The 17,788-nt window shown below is 51.4% G+C and carries 13 protein-coding genes, 1 tRNA gene and 1 pseudogene; 10 read left to right on the top strand and 5 right to left on the bottom strand.

Going from position 1 to position 17,788, the window contains the following annotated elements; translation table 11 throughout:
- Positions 1-126: 126 nt before the first annotated feature.
- Genes ybtP through ybtS form a run of 4 tightly spaced genes read left to right on the top strand, consistent with a single transcriptional unit; the run spans position 127 to position 6,233 of the window.
- Positions 127-1,839, top strand: a complete 1,713-nt coding sequence (ybtP, locus tag CWM52_RS10920) for a yersiniabactin ABC transporter ATP-binding/permease protein YbtP (RefSeq protein WP_165785379.1) — start codon at positions 127-129, stop codon at positions 1,837-1,839.
- Positions 1,826-3,628 carry a yersiniabactin ABC transporter ATP-binding/permease protein YbtQ gene (ybtQ, locus tag CWM52_RS10915; protein ID WP_100684129.1) on the top strand — a complete coding sequence of 601 codons (1,803 nt, stop codon included), beginning with the start codon at positions 1,826-1,828 and terminating at the stop codon, positions 3,626-3,628. Before ybtP ends, ybtQ begins: the two co-directional genes overlap by 14 nt.
- Entirely contained in the window at positions 3,621-4,895 is a 1,275-nt protein-coding gene (ybtX, locus tag CWM52_RS10910) for a yersiniabactin-associated zinc MFS transporter YbtX (RefSeq protein WP_100684128.1), read from the top strand. Before ybtQ ends, ybtX begins: the two co-directional genes overlap by 8 nt.
- Positions 4,896-4,922: 27 nt before the next feature.
- Positions 4,923-6,233 (top strand): yersiniabactin biosynthesis salicylate synthase Irp9/YbtS, encoded by a 1,311-nt coding sequence (gene ybtS, locus CWM52_RS10905; RefSeq protein WP_100684127.1) that lies wholly within the window; start codon positions 4,923-4,925, stop codon positions 6,231-6,233.
- A 264-nt stretch (positions 6,234-6,497) separates the two neighbouring features.
- Here ybtS and CWM52_RS10900 read toward each other — a convergent pair.
- Positions 6,498-6,573 (bottom strand) — tRNA-Asn (locus CWM52_RS10900).
- A 329-nt stretch (positions 6,574-6,902) separates the two neighbouring features.
- On the opposite strand from CWM52_RS10900, the gene nac reads away from it, so the two are divergent.
- From nac to CWM52_RS10870, 6 genes and pseudogenes are all read left to right on the top strand, one after another.
- A complete protein-coding gene (nac, locus tag CWM52_RS10895) occupies positions 6,903-7,820 on the top strand; it encodes a nitrogen assimilation transcriptional regulator NAC (protein WP_100684126.1) in 918 nt (305 codons plus the stop codon).
- A gap of 106 nt (positions 7,821-7,926) precedes the next feature.
- Entirely contained in the window at positions 7,927-8,877 is a 951-nt protein-coding gene (cbl, locus tag CWM52_RS10890; protein ID WP_100684125.1) for an HTH-type transcriptional regulator Cbl, read from the top strand.
- A 109-nt stretch (positions 8,878-8,986) separates the two neighbouring features.
- Positions 8,987-9,928, top strand: a complete 942-nt coding sequence (gene ldtA, locus CWM52_RS10885) for a L,D-transpeptidase (RefSeq protein WP_165785378.1) — start codon at positions 8,987-8,989, stop codon at positions 9,926-9,928.
- Between the two features lie 922 nt (positions 9,929-10,850).
- Positions 10,851-11,732, top strand: a complete 882-nt coding sequence (locus CWM52_RS10880) for a winged helix-turn-helix domain-containing protein (RefSeq protein WP_100684123.1) — start codon at positions 10,851-10,853, stop codon at positions 11,730-11,732.
- The gene (locus CWM52_RS10875) at positions 11,733-12,212 is read left to right on the top strand and encodes a hypothetical protein (RefSeq protein ID WP_100684122.1); all 480 of its coding nucleotides are present in this window, start codon (positions 11,733-11,735) and stop codon (positions 12,210-12,212) included.
- A gap of 153 nt (positions 12,213-12,365) precedes the next feature.
- Positions 12,366-13,234 (top strand): annotated as a pseudogene (locus CWM52_RS10870) (hypothetical protein).
- A gap of 109 nt (positions 13,235-13,343) precedes the next feature.
- On the opposite strand, the gene CWM52_RS10865 reads toward CWM52_RS10870, so the two are convergent.
- The 4 genes from CWM52_RS10865 to CWM52_RS10850 all read right to left on the bottom strand — a co-directional run bounded on the left by CWM52_RS10865 (position 13,344) and on the right by CWM52_RS10850 (position 17,782).
- Positions 13,344-13,658: a colicin V synthesis protein gene (locus tag CWM52_RS10865; protein WP_100684121.1), complete on the bottom strand. Its 315-nt coding sequence runs from the start codon at positions 13,656-13,658 to the stop codon at positions 13,344-13,346.
- A 204-nt stretch (positions 13,659-13,862) separates the two neighbouring features.
- Positions 13,863-14,303 carry a DcrB-related protein gene (locus CWM52_RS10860; protein ID WP_100684120.1) on the bottom strand — a complete coding sequence of 147 codons (441 nt, stop codon included), beginning with the start codon at positions 14,301-14,303 and terminating at the stop codon, positions 13,863-13,865.
- 31 nt (positions 14,304-14,334) lie between these two features.
- Positions 14,335-16,497, bottom strand: a complete 2,163-nt coding sequence (locus CWM52_RS10855; RefSeq protein ID WP_100684186.1) for a peptidase domain-containing ABC transporter — start codon at positions 16,495-16,497, stop codon at positions 14,335-14,337.
- Between the two features lie 25 nt (positions 16,498-16,522).
- A complete protein-coding gene (locus tag CWM52_RS10850; protein ID WP_100684119.1) occupies positions 16,523-17,782 on the bottom strand; it encodes an HlyD family secretion protein in 1,260 nt (419 codons plus the stop codon).
- Between the last annotated feature and the right edge of the window lie 6 nt (positions 17,783-17,788).

The raw sequence follows: 17,788 nt of genomic DNA, 5'->3' as shown, positions 1-17,788 counted from the left end.
GTGCGTAAAAATTCATCAGGAAATTCAGCCATTCCCATGTCATCTCAATCATCAAATACTGAATCGCTATCCCGATTTCCGCTCTGGCAGGTGATTACACCGGTTCGCCGGAAGGTTATTTTAGCGATGGCGCTGGCGGGGCTGGCGGCATTAACCAGCCTGGGAGCGCTCCTTTTTCTGGCGTGGAGTCTGCGCGACATCCGCGCGACGCCTGACGCGATTCCTGTCTGGCCGCTGAGTGGCCTGATTGGCTGCGTGGTATTGACTTTTGTCCTGCGCCTGCAGGCATTCAATATCTCTCATTACGCGGCTTTTCATCTGGAGAACATTCTGCGCAGCAGGTTAGCCCGTAAAGCATTGCAGCTTTCGCCTGGCGCGTTACAGCAAATGAGCAGCGGATCAGTGGCGAAAGTGATGCTGGATGATGTGAAGTCGTTACATATTTTTGTGGCTGACAGCACGCCGCTCTACGCCCGCGCGGTCATCATGCCGCTGGCGACTATCGTTATCTTGTTCTGGCTGGACTGGCGGCTGGCTATCGCGACGCTGGGGGTACTGGCGTTTGGCTCGGTTGTTCTCGTGCTCGCCCGCCAGCGTTCGGAAGATTTGGCCCAGCGTTATCATCAGGCGCGCGAGCAAGTCAGCGCGGCGGTTATTGAGTTCGTGCAGGCCATGCCCGTAGTGAGAACGTTTGACAGCGGCAGCAGCAGTTTTTTGCGCTACCAACATGCCCTTGAAGAGTGGGTTGGCGTGCTCCAAACCTGGTATCGCAAAGCCGGTTTTTCAGCACGTTTTTCATTCTCGATTCTGAATCCTCTCCCGACCTTATTTGTCCTGATCTGGTCGGGATACGGCCTGTTGCACTATGGCGGTTTCGACTTTATCGCGTGGGTGGCCGTTTTACTGCTCGGCAGCGGAATGGCCGAAGCCGTGATGCCAATGATGATGCTCAATAACCTGGTCGCGCAAACGCGTTTAAGCATTCAGCGTATTTATCAGGTTCTCGCAATGCCGGAGTTATCGCTGCCGCTATCTGACCAACAGCCGAAAGAGGCGAGTATTACCTTTGAGCAGGTGAGCTTCCATTATCCGCAAGCGCGGGCTGATGCCGCGTTGCAGGAGGTGAGCTTTCATGTACCTGCCGGGCAAATTGTGGCGCTGGTCGGGCCAAGCGGCGCCGGGAAAAGCACCGTGGCACGCTTGCTGCTGCGTTACGCCGATCCCGACAAAGGCCATATCCGTATTGGCGGCGTGGATCTTCGCGATATGCAGACGAACACCCTGATGAAGCAACTCTCTTTTGTGTTTCAGGACAACTTCCTTTTTGCCGACACAATCGCCAATAACATTCGTCTGGGCGCGCCGGATACGCCGCTGGAGGCGGTGGTCGCGGCGGCCAGGGTGGCGCAGGCCCATGAATTTATTAGCGCACTGCCAGAGGGGTACAACACGCGAGTCGGGGAGCGCGGGGTATTTCTCTCCGGCGGTCAGCGACAGCGCATCACCATCGCCCGGGCGCTTTTGCAGGACCGCCCCATCCTGGTGCTCGATGAGGCGACGGCGTTTGCTGACCCGGAAAACGAAGCCGCGCTTATCAAGGCGCTGGCGGCGGCGATGCGCGGCCGGACGGTCATCATGGTCGCGCATCGCCTCTCAATGGTGACTCAGGCTGATGTGATATTGCTGTTTTCCGACGGGCGGCTCAGGGAAATGGGCAACCATGCGCAACTCCTGGAACAGGGCGGCTTGTATCAACGGCTCTGGCACCACTATCAGCAGGCGCAGCGTTGGGTACCGGGTGGCGTACAGGAAGAGGGAGTGGAAAATGAAAGACAATAATCCTGCGGATAACCTGGCCTGGCGCGTCATCTGGCGTCAGCTTATCTCCAGCGTTGGCAGCCAGGCCGGGATGCTGCGGCGCAGTATGCTGGCGCTATTGCTGGCGGCATTCATGCAGGGGATCGCCTTTGCCTGTCTTTATCCGATCATTGATGCGCTGTTACGGGGGGATGTACCGTCACTTCTCAACTGGGCAGTGGCCTTCAGCGTTGCCGCGATTGTGACGCTGGCGCTACGTTGGTATGGCCTGGGCTTTGAATACCGCGGCCATCTGGCGCAGGCTACCCATGAGTTACGTCTGCGCCTGGGCGAGCAATTACGCCGCGTGCCGCTGGAGAAACTCCAGCGCGGACGGGCAGGGGAAATGAACGCTTTGCTGCTGGGCAGCGTGGATGAAAACCTTAATTATGTTATTGCGATAGCCAATATTTTGTTACTCACCCTTGTTACGCCATTGACGGCGTCGCTGGCGACTTTGTGGATAGACTGGCGGCTGGGGCTGGTGATGCTATTGGTCTTCCCTCTGCTGGTGCCGTTTTATTACTGGCGCCGTCCGGCGATGCGGCGACAGATGCAGATGCTGGGGAAAGCGCATCAGCAACTGAGCGGTGATATCGTTGAATTTGCTCAGGGGATGATGGTATTGCGTACCTGCGGTAGCGATGCCGATAAAAGCCGGGCGCTGCTGGCGCATTTCGATGCGCTGGAAAACGTACAGACCCGCACTCACCGTCAGAGCGCTGGCGCGACGATGTTGATCGCCAGCGTCGTCGAGCTGGGTCTGCAGGTGGTGGTGTTATCCGGGATCGTCTGGGTGGTGACGGGGACCCTGAACCTCGCCTTCCTGATTGCCGCCGTCGCGATGATTATGCGCTTCGCAGAACCGATGGCGATGTTTATCAGCTACACCTCGGTCGTGGAACTGATCGCCAGCGCCCTCCAGCGGATTGAGCAGTTTATGGCGATTGCGCCGCTTCCCGTCACAGAACAAAGCGAGCTGCCGGAACGTTACGATATCCGTTTTGATCATGTCAGCTATCGCTACGAAGAAGGCGACGGTCACGCGCTTAATAATGTTTCTTTGACGTTCCCGGCAGCCAGTATGAGCGCGCTGGTGGGTGCCTCCGGCGCAGGCAAAACCACGGTCACTAAACTGTTAATGCGCTATGCCGATCCGCAGCAAGGGCAGATTTCTATTGGCGGCGTCGATATTCGCCGCCTGAGGCCAGAACAGCTCAATAGCCTGATTTCTGTTGTTTTCCAGGATGTCTGGCTGTTTGATGACACGCTGCTGGCGAATATCCGTATCGCGCGCCCACAGGCGACGCAGCAGGAGGTGGAGGAAGCCGCTCGCGCGGCGCAGTGCCTTGAGTTTATTTCCCGTCTTCCGCAAGGTTGGTTGACGCCAATGGGTGAGATGGGGGGGCAGTTATCGGGCGGCGAGCGCCAGCGGATTTCCATTGCCCGAGCGTTATTGAAAAATGCGCCGGTCGTCATTCTTGATGAACCGACCGCCGCGCTGGATATTGAAAGCGAACTGGCGGTACAGAAAGCTATCGATAACCTGGTTCACAACCGGACGGTGATTATTATCGCCCACCGTTTATCCACCATCGCCGGAGCGGGAAACATCCTGGTGATGGAAGAGGGGCACGTGGTTGAACAGGGCACTCACGCGCAATTGCTCTCCCGTCATGGACGTTATCAGGCGCTGTGGCAAGCGCAAATGGCCGCGCGCGCGTGGCGCGACGAAGGGGTTTGCGCGATGGAGGAGTCGGAGCATGAGTGATGTTCAGCCGCAGGTGAAACCGTTGACGACCGGACGGGTGATTTTTGCGATTGCTGGCATCTATGTGACGCAAAGCCTGGTATCGGCGTTGTCTATGCAGTCCTTACCCGCGCTGGTCCGCGTTGCTGGCGGATCGCTGGCGCTGGCCGGTGCGACAACGCTGTTCATGCTGCCCTGGGCGCTGAAGTTTATTTGGGCGCCGTGGATCGAACGCTGGCGGCTTCCGCCCGATAGCCCGCAGCGCCGTTCCCGCCTGTTAATCCTGCGTGGTCAGGTCGCGCTGGCGGCGATCCTGACGCTTGCCGCCGCAATTGGCTGGTTTGGGCGAGAAGGGGGATTTCCTGATACGCAAATCGTGGCGTTATTTGTTCTGTTTATGGTGGCAGGTACGGTCGCCTCCACCATTGATATCGCCAGCGACGGCTTTTGCGTCGATCAACTGACTCGCGCGGGTTACGGCTGGGGAAACAGCGTGCAGGTTGGCGGTAGCTATCTGGGGATGATGTGCGGTGGCGGGGTGTTCCTGATGCTGTCGGCGGCATCCGGCTGGCCTGTCGCCATGCTGATCATGGCGCTGCTGATTATGGTGTTGTCACTCCCGCTGTGGCGCATTACGGAGCCGACGCGAACGGTGACTGTCCCGCATGTTCCGGCGTTAGGTTATGCGCTAAGGCGAAGACAGGCGCGTCTGGGCTTACTGCTGGTATTGATGCTGAATTCAGGCATGCGGTTTGTGTTGCCTCTTCTGGCGCCGCTGTTGTTGGATCATGGGTTGAGCATGTCCGCGTTGGGCGCGCTGTTCAGCGGCGGCAATATTGCAGCGGGCATAGCAGGAACGCTGGCCGGCGGATTGCTGATGAAATATACCTCACCCGGCAGAGCGCTGTTGACGGCTTATGGCGTCCAGGGGATCGCGCTGCTGGCGGTGGTGATGACGCTGATGATGGCGCCGGGTCATCTGCTGCTGCCGATCCTCCAGTGTCTGGTCATTGTCCAGTCCATTTCGCTGGCCTGCGCGCTGGTCTGTCTTTATGCCACGCTGATGTCGCTTTCATCACCCTTACAGGCCGGCGTCGACTTCACCCTCTTTCAATGTACTGACGCGGCAATCGCCATTCTGGCTGGCGTTGTCGGCGGCATTGTGGCCCAACATTTTGGCTATGCGGCCTGCTTCCTGTTTGCCGGGATATTCACGTTACTGGCGGCGTGGGTTGCCCATATCCGGCTGCATTCGGCAAGCAAACTGATGATCAGCGCAATTGATTGAACCGGGAATAACACAGAGAGGTAAGGGATGAAAATCAGTGAATTTTTACACCTGGCGCTACCAGAGGAACAATGGCTGCCGACGATTTCTGGCGTCTTACGCCAGTTCGCAGAAGAAGAGTGCTATGTCTACGAGCGTCAACCCTGTTGGTATTTAGGTAAAGGATGCCTGGCACGGTTGCACATTAATGCCGACGGAACGCAGGCGACATTCATTGATGATGCCGGGGAGCAAAAATGGGCGGTGGACTCCATTGTCGACTGCGCGCGTCGTTTTATGGCGCATCCGCAGGTGCAAGGGCGTCGGGTATATGGGCAGGTTGGGTTCAACTTTGCGGCGTATGTGCGGGGGATTGCCTTCGACGCCGGCGAGTGGCCGCTGCTGACGTTAACCGTTCCCCGTGAAGAACTTATTTTTGAAAAGGGAAATGTCACCGTTTATGCGGACTCCGCTGACGGGTGCCGACGTCTGTGCGAGTGGGTGAAAGAGGCTGGTACAACGACGCAGAACGCACCACTGGCGGTGGATACCGCCCTCAATGGTGAGGCGTATAAACAACAAGTTGCCCGCGCCGTTGCGGAGATACGCCGTGGCGAGTATGTCAAAGTGATTGTCTCGCGCGCCATTCCCCTGCCATCACGGATTGATATGTCCGCCACGCTGTTATACGGGCGGCAGGCAAACACGCCCACGCGTTCGTTTATGTTCCGTCAGGAAGGGCGCGAGGCGCTGGGCTTTAGCCCGGAACTGGTGATGTCAGTGATGGGCAATAAAGTGGTCACTGAACCGCTTGCGGGCACCCGCGATCGTATGGGAAGCCCGGAACACAATAAGGCCAAAGAGGTCGAGTTGCTCCACGACAGTAAAGAGGTGCTTGAGCACATACTTTCTGTCAAAGAAGCGATTGCAGAACTGGAGGTCGTTTGCCAGCCGGGCAGCGTGGTGGTTGAAGATTTAATGTCGGTTCGCCAGCGCGGCAGCGTTCAGCATCTGGGGTCTGGCGTGAGCGGTCAGCTTGCAGAAAACAAGGATGCCTGGGATGCGTTTACCGTGCTATTTCCGTCGATTACCGCCTCAGGTATCCCTAAAAATGCTGCTCTGAACGCGATTATGCAAATTGAGAAGACGCCGCGAGAGCTCTATTCCGGCGCAATCCTGCTGCTGGACGATACGCGCTTCGATGCGGCGCTAGTTCTGCGTTCCGTATTTCAGGATAGCCAGCGCTGCTGGATACAGGCGGGGGCGGGAATCATCGCGCAATCTACACCGGAACGCGAACTGACGGAAACCCGGGAGAAATTAGCGAGCATTGCTCCCTATCTTGTCATGTCGGAGTGAGCCACATCCAGATCGTGGGAATCGGGGACTTTAAGGACCTTAATCCGCAGAGTAGGGATGTTCGCGTCGGTAAGAGGCTCAGGGAGGAGCGAACTCGCCTGGTTCAGGATTTGACTACCCGTTTTTCCCGATGCTGGAGCTAAAATAAAAATATACCGGGAATAATTGCCACACTGACCTGACGAATCAAAATCGTACAGAGATGCCCTCCGGGCTGAAAAGCAAAAAGCCCGCTTAAGTTTCCTTAAGCGGGCTTCTTAAATATGGCTCCTCTGACTGGACTCGAACCAGTGACATACGGATTAACAGTCCGCCGTTCTACCGACTGAACTACAGAGGAATCGTGTGAACGGGGCGCATATTAACGGCGGCGCATGGCCTTGTCAAAGACAGAATCACCGTAATGTGTTTGATTGCTGACAATTTCAGCAGCGGGGGTGCCCTTGCGCGATTTTCCATCAATACGCACCGTTATGGTGCGGGTATACCTCTAATGGGGCATAGCGTAATCCGCTTACCGGGCAAATAAATCCTCCATTGCTATCAGAATCGCTTATCACGCCGCCTGGCGCGGCCTTTGCACTGATGCGAAAAAACTGGCAAGCAAATTGCAAAACCTCTGTAACTCAATAGCCAGCGTTGGTACTGGCTTTCCTTACAGGAGGCAAAATGAACTTAAGACGACTGAAGTATTTTGTAAAAATCGTCGATATCGGCAGTCTGACCCAGGCTGCTGAAGTCTTGCACATCGCACAACCGGCGCTGAGCCAGCAGGTGGCGACCCTGGAAGGCGAACTGGACCAGCAGCTGCTGATTCGGACAAAGCGCGGCGTGACGCCGACCGAAGCCGGGAAGATACTCTATACCCATGCGCGCACCATCCTGCGCCAGTGCGAGCAGGCGCAACTGGCGGTAAATAACGTGGGTCATACGCTCAGCGGCCAGGTCTCGATTGGCCTTGCGCCGGGGACCGCGGCTTCTGCCATTACCATGCCGCTGCTGCAGACGGTGCGCAATGAGCTACCTGAAGTGATGGTCTACCTGCAGGAAAGTAGCGGAACAGTCCTTAACGATAAACTGCTCAGCGGCCAGCTGGATATGGCCGTGCTTTACGAGCGCTCGCCGGTCGCTGGTATCATCAGCCAGCCTCTGCTGAAAGAAGATCTTTATCTGGTCGGAACCCGCGATTGCCCAGGCCAGAGCGTCGATCTGACCGCGGTGGCGGAGATGAACCTGTTCCTGCCGCGTGATTACAGCGCAGTCCGTGCGCGCGTGACGGAAGCTTTCACGCTGCGTCGTTTATCGGCGAAGATTATCGGCGAAATAGAATCCATTACGACGCTAACTGCGGCGATCGCCAGCGGAATGGGCGTCACCGTACTGCCAGAATCCGCCGCGCGTTCGCTGTGCGGGGCGGCCAACGGCTGGATGGCGCGGATCAGTACGCCTTCGATGAGCCTGTCTTTATCTCTGAACATGTCGGCGAAAGGCAGCCTGTCGCCGCAGGCGCAGGCGGTGAAAGAGATTTTACTTTCGCTGGTGAGTCGTCCATCGCTGGAAAATCGTGAATTGTTGCTGGTGAGTTAATCTATATTCCTGAAAGAAATAAGTTGCTGGTTTTTATTATTTGTTAGTAAGGACAACAGACTTTAACAATAGTGCATATGTTATGTCTGATAGCCCGGAGGAAAGGGTGAATTTCCAGCAACTAAAAATTATTCGTGAGGCGGCCCGTCAGGATTACAACCTGACGGAAGTCGCAAATATGCTTTACACATCGCAATCGGGCGTGAGTCGTCATATTCGTGAACTGGAAGAAGAGCTGGGGATCGAGATCTTCATCCGCCGCGGTAAGCGCCTGCTGGGGATGACGGAGCCGGGAAAAGCGCTCTTATCCATTGCGGAACGTATCCTCAATGAAGCCAGCAATGTCCGCCGTCTGGCCGACTTGTTTACCAACGATGCGTCCGGCGTGCTCACGATTGCGACGACTCATACCCAGGCGCGCTATAGTCTGCCGCCGGTAATCAAAGCTTTCCGCGAGCTCTTTTCCGATGTGCGGCTGGAGCTGATTCAGGGAACCCCCCAGGAGATTGAAGCGCTGTTGCATAACGGTGGCGCGGATATCGGTATCGCCAGTGAACGCCTGAGTAACGATCCGACGCTGGTGGCCTTTCCCTGGTTTCGCTGGCATCACAGCCTGCTGGTGCCGAAAGACCACCCGCTGGTACAAACTACCCCTTTAACCCTGGAAGCCATTTCTCGCTGGCCATTGATTACCTATCGACAGGGCATCACCGGACGCTCGCGTATTGATGAAGCCTTTAATCGTAAAGGGCTGATGCCGGATATTGTCCTTAGCGCACAGGACTCCGATGTCATTAAAACCTATGTTGAGCTCGGGCTTGGCGTCGGGCTGGTGGCGGAGCAATCGGGCGATGCCCGGGAATCAGACACCTTTACCCGCCTCGAAACCCGGCACCTTTTCGATGCCAATACCGTCTGGCTAGGGCTAAAACGCGGGCAGTTGCAGCGCAATTATGTCTGGCGGTTTATCGAGTTGTGCAATGCCGGACTGTCGCTGGATGAGATTAAACGCCAGGCCATGGAACCGGAAGAAGTGGCGATTGATTATCAGATCTAACATATTATCGCGGTGGCGGATAAAGGAACTGCGCTCCGCTGCCACGAGGCGGTGAGAAAAACGCTATAATGCACTCACGATTGTCGCGACTGAGGAAGGGAAATAAATGGTGCGGCGTGTGAAATGGTTGTGCTCTCTTTTCATTATTCTCTCAAGCCAGAGTGCGCTGGCTGTCAGTTATCCGCTGCCGCCGGAAGGAAGCCGCCTGGTGGGAAGCCCGCAGCTGATTACCGTACCGCATAACAATACGCAACCGCTGGAGACCTTTGCGGCGCAATACGGGCAGGGGCTGAGCAACATGCTGGAAGCGAACCCCGGCGTTGACGTCTTTCTTCCGAGGTCGGGCAGCACGCTGGTTATCCCGCAGCAGCTGATTTTGCCTGCCACGGTTCGCGAAGGCATTGTGGTCAACGTGGCGGAAATGCGCCTCTATTACTACCCGCCGGAAGGCAATAGCGTTGAAGTTTTGCCGATTGGCATCGGCCAGGCGGGGCGTGAAACGCCGCGCAACTGGGTCACGGCCGTAGAACGTAAGCAGGAAGCGCCGACCTGGACGCCAACGGCCAATACGCGGCGTGAATATGCCCGCAGAGGCGAGAGTCTGCCGGCGTTTGTTCCGGCCGGGCCGGATAATCCGATGGGACTGTACGCGATTTATATCGGCAGGCTGTACGCGATTCATGGCACCAATACCAATTTTGGTATCGGGCTGCGCGTCAGTCAGGGGTGCATTCGCTTGCGTAATGACGATATCAAATATCTGTTCGACAATGTCCCGGTTGGCACCCGCGTGCAGATTATCGATCAGCCGGTGAAGTTTACCGAAGAGCCGGACGGTAGCCGCTGGGTTGAAGTGCATGAGCCGCTGTCGCGTAACCGTGCAGAATACGAATCTGACAGAAAAGTACCGTTACCCATGACCACCGGCATGCAGGAGTTTGTAAAAGGAACGGGCGTCAATGTGCTTCGGGCGGAACAGGCCCTTGAACGACGCTCCGGAATGCCGGTCAATATCAGCGAGGCCGGAACGCCAGGCCATATCGGCAGCTAGCGTCGCGCGGCTGTCACCCATTGATGTGAGATCAAAGCAGAAGAGCAAGAAGCCCGCTTAAGTTTCCTTAAGTGGGCTTCTTAAACAGGGTTCCTCTGTCCGGTATCGTCTCTGTCGCTAACGGGCTGAACGGTGAGCGAAACGAAAACCGGCAGCAAAACCCATCGCAGTAAAAATACAAGCAAAACCTGACTTCGCCAGCATACCCTTTCAAAGCAGGGAATATTCTTATTTCGCCGGGAGGAATCATGATGGCAGACGCCTTATATCCCGATTTTTTTCAGGAATGGGGAGGCGCTTTCGTGTGAGAGCGGCGGGCGGTGCTTTCAGGAAAGATAAAAAATCCTGATTGGTTTGTTTTGTTCTGTAATGGCCAGGTCATTGATCTGGATCAATGCATGTAAAAGTAAGCATGAAAATCAATCACCTTAATGATGATTATTTATAAAATTATCTTAATGAAATCTGAATTAATAATTCTATTAATTGCCATATGAAATATAACAACAATAACTATATTCTTGATGATTTGTTTTACCTATCAAATATCGAGTATCCGTCGGTTAAAAACAGTTAGTCCGCCTGTTGATGGTGTGATTATACTGAGATTGTTTTAATATTTATTAAGAGAAATATCTGTTGTGTTTTTTTATTTGCCAAATGACAGATGAAGTGTAATTGCGTATTGCACTGTGATTTTTTGCTTGTCAGATGACAGCGCAGGGTAAATGCATAGCAATTTGTATTAATGATAACTGTATTAGTGTTAGTGGTATTGTTTTCATCTGTTCATCGTGAGTCATGTTGTATCAGGATGTCCTGTAATCCGTTATCTGAACAATAAAATAATCTCTGACGGGATTGTTGTACGTAACGGATTATTGCAATTCCTGAATTTTACCCGGAGCTTTGACGTAAACGTATGCATAACCGTTACATAATAAATGGAACCGTTGAGTTTCATCCGGCAACCAGTACGTTGCGCGATCTTAATAATCATGACAATGTTATTATCTTAAATTCACCGGCCAGTCGGTGTTTATTGCTGCTTATTGAAAGGATTGGCAGTATCGTCACCCAGCAAGAGTTTCTGGATATTGTCTGGACAAAATGTGGTATGCAGGTATCTACTAATACATTTTATCAAAATATTTCTATTCTGCGTAAAGGCCTTAAAAAAACGGGCCTTGATGAAGAGCTGGTTGTGACGATTTCGCGAGTGGGGTTAACACTGGCCAGCGGTGTATATATTAAAAAATTAACCTCTGAACAGCAGGTTGAAACCAGCCCTATGCCTTCTCACAGTCTCTCTTTTGCTGAGACTCAACTGGATAAGAAACTTAAAACGCAACCTCCGCCGTCATCTGAGGATGATGTCGACGCGCTGATAACCCATAAAGAAGAGGTACTCCTCCCGGAACGGCAGGACACAGAGAGAAAAACAGAATGTCGTCGCCGGTTGCCAGGCATAATAGTTGGCGCACTGCTGTCGATTATTCTTCTTCTGGCAGGATATATCGCGGTGAGTCGTTATGCTGAAGGGCAAAACCAGTACTTTTCTCACTACGATTTCCTGAGAACCATCGAGGGTTGTCACATCTATCTCTCGGACGGCATCACCACTGATAAAGAGCGTTCTATCGCTCTCAGAAGAGCCAGCCAGTTCCTGGATAACTGCACAAATTATCCATGGGTATATGTTACCCGTTTTCCTATGCTGCCGAGAACCTTCGTTATTCGCTGTGACAGGCAGATGAACGAACCAAATAGCTGTATTTCTGATTATTTTTTTGAGGATCAATAAGTGAAATTGAGCCATAAGCTGAAAGTACTTTTACTTTTTTTTGCAACCGCTGCTATCACAGTTATTATTTACCTGTTATGGAGTAAAGATACGCCGGGAAAATTCTCTTGTATAGCCAGTTTTTCTCAACATTATTCCAGTGAAACTATCGAGATTTCTCTGGGGTTTATGTTTGATGGTGGCTTTGGTATGGCTAGCATTAATGGTCGCTCACGAACAGAACCGGGTAAAAAGTTTAACAGAAAAGTATCGTTTACAACGAAAATTCATGGTGGTGTCTATTTTTTAAATTCGCAAAGTAATAATAAATTTCCGGATGACAATGTTAGTGATGACTGGTTGAGTAAATATGAGCCTGATTTTTTTGTTTTTCCTGGGAAGGAGATGCATATACGAATTGAGAAACAAAAAAATAAAAACTATCTGTTTATGGTTTCAACTCTTCCAACATATATTTGTAATAATGTGGTTTATAACTAAAAGAATAATGATGTAAGAATGACGAGTGAACTGGCTTTTATACAATAGATATTCTTCTTCGATTGCAGGTGTTTGTTTATCATTCTGTTTAAAAATTAATTTCGCAGGGGCCATATTGTGAATTGAATAGTTTTAGGATGTCCTGTGTAAAGAATGGAAGTGATCACTGGCGAGCAAAAGTGCCGTCGTTATACTCCCGAAGAGAAAGTCCGTTTTGTTGCGCCCGCCATGCAGTCCGGCTACAACGTCTCGGCAATATGGCATCATACCCAGTCTTCTTTTACGTGGAAACGGCTCATGAACGATGGTGGGAAGTCTGCGATCGCCGCTGGCGACGAGGTGGCCAGCGTCTCTGAGGCCAAAGCGCTGGAGAAAAAAATCAAACAGCTTGAACAAATGCCGGGACGCAAAACGATGGAAGCCAAAATCCTTCGGGACGCGCTTGAGATAGCACAGGCAAAAAGTTGATATCGTGCATGCCATTGCTGCCACCGGACGATACCCCCTCATCCGAATAGCCGAAGTGCTCTGTGTATCGCGTTCGAATCTTTATGAACGGTTGCTAGAGAAGCGCCAGCACCGGGCTGCACGCTATAGCAAAGATGATAGCGTTCGACTGGTGCCATTTATCCTCTGCGAGCGGGCGACAAACGGCTGTCGTCTCGTGACTGCGCACTTCAATCGTGCTTTGAGGAAATAAAACTGACGGGTTAACCCCAAACGCATTTATCGGATCATGCAGGCAAATAACCTGTTGCTGGCAAAATCAGGCCGCAAAAAACCAGAGTCCTGTCATACCGGCAACGTCGTGACACTTAAGCCAGATACGCGCTGGTGCTGAGATGGCTCCGAAATACGCCGCCTCACTCGGGTTCATCGTGTGTTCGACGCCAGTACGCAGTCCGGAGAGCAATGGGATGGCTGACGGAATGGATGGAAGATATAATAACTTGCATCCCTGTAAAGGGCTGAGAATGTCGTTCCCGAGAGAGTACAGAAGTTCGCTGCGAGTTATAAATTAACCGTGTCGGTTTTAGCGGGGATAACTCCAGCGGGGGAAGGAAACTGCACCCTTACTCGATGGGTAGCCAACTTTTGGGGTGCAGTTCAGAGGAGGTAGTATGTGACTTATTAAGAGAACAGATTATTACTAATCTGGCTGGCTAATTGAGTCACCAGACTGGTCACGACGTTTGGATCATTCCAGCCAACGATAAACCCGCCTACCAGACCAGCGGCAACACCCATCAGACCGCCGGCAACCATCCCCACACCCTGACCGATTGTGCCAACCCCCAGGATACCGCCGCCATCACCACCGTGCATGCCGCCAATGATTGCTCCAGCAGACCCGAAACCGGCTGCAGCTAAAAGAGAGCTGGAGATAGCGTCCCAAAAACCGGCCCCGGAAACAGCTTCAACTTCCATTACGCTTAATTCACGCATTTATTTTTCCTTTGTCTTTAATTAATACATTTACAATAGTTTGTGAAAATGACCATGATCCTCGGATAAGCAGGAAAACCTCAATGCTTTCCGAGGTGTTAATTTTGCATTTTAGATATCGTGAAGTATATAGAAATACTTCTATTTTTACCTTTCTGGATAATTGTCTATTAACCAACAAAAAGGAGTAAAATTAAAATTTCTTCAGTTCTGCTTTTTTGTCGATAACACAAAGTGCTGTACGCAATGCCAGAGCCTACTTATTTCGCTGTGCATGCTCTCTTCGTCAGGATAAACTGATGTGAAGTTCATGATTTCGCCACCATTAGAACAAGTAGCAAACGTGACCTGCCATACTTTCTTATTATTACCAGCGTTAAACGTGAAAATGATTTGTATGGTTTCGGCAAAAAAAGCATCTCCTCTAAACTCATCCATTTTAACAAAGCTGAACTGATTAAAAATCTTTTGCGCTTTATCTAACTGCAATGACATATGTGCTGAAAAAGTTTGTCCAGGTAATAGTTTATCGCGATTAATATTAATCACCTGTCCCTGGCGAAAGGCGATGATATTGATAGACTGCGTATGGATTTCCTCTTCAAAATCAAGTGTGCCTTCCAGGCAGGTTAAGCGGTTATTCATGATTTCTCCTGATTGAGTGTAGAATTGAGGCTTAGACTGCCCCGAGTAATGGTTGTGACGTGTTGACCAGCCTGATAAAGTCGGATCTAGAGACCTCCACGACTCCGTGGTTGCATATCTGGATGATTCTGTCAGCGCTTAAAATGGTCTCCGGCCGATGGGCGATTATGATACGCGTCATTGCCATATGTTTGATCGCTACGTTAATCGCACTTTCTTTGGCTACATCCAGATGGCTGGTGGCTTCATCAAGGATGAGTAGACGCGGTTTGCGGTACAGAGCCCGCGCCAGAATGACGCGCTGGATTTGTCCGCCAGAAAGTGATGACCCCATGTCACCGACCATACTGTTGTAACCCATTGGCATTGCTATAATGTCTTCATGGATCTGGGCGATACGAGCTACTTTTTCTACATGTCGTTGGTCAAGGTCCGCATCAAAGAAACTGATGTTATCCATGATGGAACCGGCGAACAGAATATCGCTTTGCATCACGCTGCCAATCAGATCGCGATAATGGACCATACCGAGTTTGATGTGATCGATATCATTGACATAAAGCGTGCCTTTTTCAGGTTTAAGCAATCCCAACAAAATCTTCGCCAGGGTCGTTTTTCCCTGGCCAGATGGGCCGATAATGGCTACGGATTCACCTGCCTGAATGGATAGATCGAAGCCGGTAAAAATCGCGGTATCTGTAGCTGAATACCGGAAATATAAGTCGCGAATGTCAAGCTTTATTGGCCCATCTTCTTCTGGCAACGCCACGTGGCTTACCATATTTTGTTCTTTTTCAGTCAGCACAATATCTGAGATGCGTTCACCGTGTAAGCGTAACATTTTGAATTCAATCAAGGCGTTAATGAAACCTGAAGAACGGGATATAAACTGATCCGAAAAAGAGATAAAAGCAATTAACATCCCGCTGGTGAAGTTACCATCTAGTACCTGGACGGCAGCCAACCAGATCAGAATGATTTTTCCTGCTCCAGAAATGATGGATTGTAATGTATTAAAACCAATAGATAGTTTCTGCGTGATGATGCCTTTATTCGTGGACTCTACAGTTTCGTTAGTAAAAGTGGAAACTCGCAATTCCTGCTTGTTATTGAGTTTTATCGCCTGGACGCCGCGAATGGATTCGAGAAGTTGTGACTGTGCAATGGCTGAAGCCATTAACTGGTCTTCATTAGCTTGACGAAAAGGGCGGAATGAAACCCAACGGATCAGCGCGTAGAACAGGAACAGGCTGATGACAGCAAAGGTCAGGCTGGAGTTGTAAGTGAAAATCACTGCCAGAGTAACCAGAGACATTACACCGTCGAAAATAGAGGAGATAAAGCGGCCCGTCAGAGTGCTCTGAATTGCCGACATTGAACCGAAGCGTGACAGAATATCTCCGACATGGCGCTCTTCAAAGTAATTCAGAGGTAGACCCAGCAAATGTGTGCAGAGATTGCTGGACCATTGCACGCTGAGCATGCTGGAAAACCAGGTGGAGACCCAGGAACGTAGAGCACTGATAATGTTCTGGAAAAGCGTAATACTAATAAAAGCCACACCGAGTAGTGTCAAGAGATCGCGATCAGCGGAAATTAACACCTGGTCGATAACCCATTGCATATAAAATGGCGAAACAATGCCGAAAAACTCCAGCGCTAGCGAAAGAAGGGCGACCTGGACGAAGGCTGTACCGATACCCGATACATTACGGATTAATCCCAGCATTGAGATCGTTTGTTTCTCATCTTTGTGTTCAAATGTTGCGGTCGGGAATAACTCCAGCGCTACACCGGTGAAGGAGTGTGAGACTTCATCCATTGGCACTTTACGTGCGCCACGGGCGGGGTCATGGATGATGATCTGGTTACCTCTGACACTTTTTAGTACCACAAAATGATTCAGATCCCAGTGCAATATACAGGGTGGACGTAGTTTTCCCAGTTCGTCGAGCTCAAGCCGAACGGCGCGGCAGTTCATCCCCATTTTTTGCGCCACTGACATAATATCGGAAAGCGTGCTGCCTTTCAGAGAGGTTGGAAAGCGTTGTCTCAGGCTGACCATATCAGTATGGTGACCAAAATATCCGGCAATCATCCCGAGACAGGTAAGGCCGCATTCTGCTGCCTGGGTCTGGCGCAGTACGGGCAACTTATGGCGAAACGACAAATTTAGTTTATGTAAAAAGTCCATGCTCAACCTGATTAACATTTTGAATTTATAATGAAGTTTGTTTGCTAAGGGCATTCAGTGGCTCAAGAACCCATTCGTAGATATGCCGCTTGTCCACGATGAAGTCGGCGTCCACGCTGCTACCCGCTCTCAGGCTGACCTGCCGGTCAAACGCTCGGACGGACTGGTGATCGAGGGTCACCTTAACCTGATACATGGGCTCCTTAAATTGGTTATCACCTGTGATGCTCGATACTTCTTGCGGCGAAAGTGCCGATCTAGATATCTCCGTTACCGTGCCATATTGCTGACCAAACTTTTGCCACGGGAAAGCCTGGTAGCGTAAAACGACCCGTTGACCGGGGGTGATAAAGCCAATCGCCCGGCTACTGAGCATAATTCTCGCCTGTAAACGGGCATTGTCCGGCAGGAGAAGGGCGATAGTTTGGCCGGAACTGATGATTTGTCCCTGTTTGACCAACACAGCGCTAACGGTACCTTTTTCAGGGGCCCGCAAGTCAATCGCACGTCGTGATTCATTCTCCATCACTGATTGTGTGATATCTGAAAGTTTCTGCTGGATGTCATTCTTTTTCTGATAATAGGTAATCGGCTGCTCGCGCAGCAGCTGGCGAGTTTGAGCCAGTTGCTGCGCGACATCGATGCGCTGGCGGACGACATCCTGCAAGCGAATGCTGGCATCTAACGAGAGATTCTGCTGTTGTTCCACCTGAGAATTCGAAGCGTAACCCTGTGCACGCATTGCTTTGATTTTGCTAAGCTGTGTATTCGCGAGTGCAATTTGCTGCGTTCTCTGGCGGTAGATTGTGTTCAGTTCAATGGTTTGCTGCTGCAGCAGAATTTCTTTTTCTTTAAGCGACGTCAACGTCTCGTTATTTAGCTGTTCCAGGTTAACCAATTGATTGTTGAGACCCTGTTTCTGTAGTTCAAGTTGACTAGCGATCATTTCACGTGTCTGACCAAATCGGGTGGATATTTCTGACGAAACAGTGGCGACGTGGTCGTCTTTTTTTAAACTGTCGCCTTCGCTGACGGGAAGAGCGGTGACCATACCTGAGGTCATCGTCGTGATGTTCATCATACCGCCTTCGGGAACCAGCACTCCGCTGGCGGTTTCGCGTTTTGTATAGCTGCCTAAAATACAAAACGCGATCATCATGGCGACCAGCGTGCTGATTATCACGATGATAAGCCAGCGAAAAGGCGGGCAATACAAAGCAACAGAACCCAGTATTTTAGTTTTTTTGGCATCAAGAGATTCTTTGCGAAACAAATCGTTATTCATGAGTTA

Origin of the sequence: Raoultella sp. T31, assembly GCF_002806725.1 — a bacterium.
GTDB classification, from domain to species: domain Bacteria; phylum Pseudomonadota; class Gammaproteobacteria; order Enterobacterales; family Enterobacteriaceae; genus Klebsiella; species Klebsiella electrica.
Note: the sequence above shows the minus strand (reverse complement) of the source record. Positions and strands in the feature narration are given on the sequence as shown.

Coding starts and splice junctions, on each gene's coding strand:
- ybtX (WP_100684128.1), top strand. CDS start 3,621: ATGAGTGATGTTCAGCCGCAGGTGAAACCGTTGACGACCGGACGGGTG.
- ybtS (WP_100684127.1), top strand. CDS start 4,923: ATGAAAATCAGTGAATTTTTACACCTGGCGCTACCAGAGGAACAATGG.
- CWM52_RS10855 (WP_100684186.1), bottom strand. CDS start 16,497: ATGGACTTTTTACATAAACTAAATTTGTCGTTTCGCCATAAGTTGCCC.
- nac (WP_100684126.1), top strand. CDS start 6,903: ATGAACTTAAGACGACTGAAGTATTTTGTAAAAATCGTCGATATCGGC.
- CWM52_RS10865 (WP_100684121.1), bottom strand. CDS start 13,658: ATGCGTGAATTAAGCGTAATGGAAGTTGAAGCTGTTTCCGGGGCCGGT.
- CWM52_RS10850 (WP_100684119.1), bottom strand. CDS start 17,782: ATGAATAACGATTTGTTTCGCAAAGAATCTCTTGATGCCAAAAAAACT.
- CWM52_RS10880 (WP_100684123.1), top strand. CDS start 10,851: ATGCATAACCGTTACATAATAAATGGAACCGTTGAGTTTCATCCGGCA.
- ybtQ (WP_100684129.1), top strand. CDS start 1,826: ATGAAAGACAATAATCCTGCGGATAACCTGGCCTGGCGCGTCATCTGG.
- ybtP (WP_165785379.1), top strand. CDS start 127: ATGGCGCTGGCGGGGCTGGCGGCATTAACCAGCCTGGGAGCGCTCCTT.
- CWM52_RS10860 (WP_100684120.1), bottom strand. CDS start 14,303: ATGAATAACCGCTTAACCTGCCTGGAAGGCACACTTGATTTTGAAGAG.